The organism is Colwellia sp. BRX10-9, from assembly GCF_014077405.1.
Classification (GTDB): Bacteria; Pseudomonadota; Gammaproteobacteria; order Enterobacterales; family Alteromonadaceae; genus Colwellia_A.
Genome location: NZ_JACGVV010000107.1, coordinates 1 through 470, shown reverse-complemented (window position 1 = coordinate 470; position 470 = coordinate 1). Strand labels below are relative to the sequence as shown.

The window sequence follows — 470 nt, the reverse complement described above, 5'->3', positions numbered from 1 at the left end:
TTAAGTGATGATAGTGAAACTGTCACGATAGCTGAAGATACAACCGCCACGGGCAATGTGTTAGATAATGCTGAAACAGCAGACGGTCCAATGACCGTCACCAGCTTTACTGTTGATGGTAATACGTATAATTCAGGTGATACCGTTACTCTTACGGAAGGCGAACTCACTTTAAATGCAGACGGTAGTTACACTTTTACACCGAATGATAACTTCAATGGTGCTGTGCCTGTTATTACTTATACCGTTACTGATGGTGCTGGTGATACTCAGAGTTCTACACTAACAATTTCAGTGACACCCGTGTCTGATCTAAGTGATGATAGTGAAACTGTTTCTGTCGCAGAAGATACAATCGCAACAGGTAATGTGCTTGATAATGCAGAAACAGCAGACGGTCCGTTAACCGTAACGAGCTTTAGTGTTGGTGGGAATACGTACAATGCAGGTGATACGGTTACTCTTGCGGA

Annotated in this window: 1 protein-coding gene; it reads left to right on the top strand. The window is 43.0% G+C overall.

Features of this window, described 5'->3' with window-relative positions; translation table 11 throughout:
- Positions 1-470: Ig-like domain-containing protein (locus tag H4J69_RS19675; RefSeq protein ID WP_182252061.1), on the top strand; the 470-nt coding region annotated here is incomplete at both ends.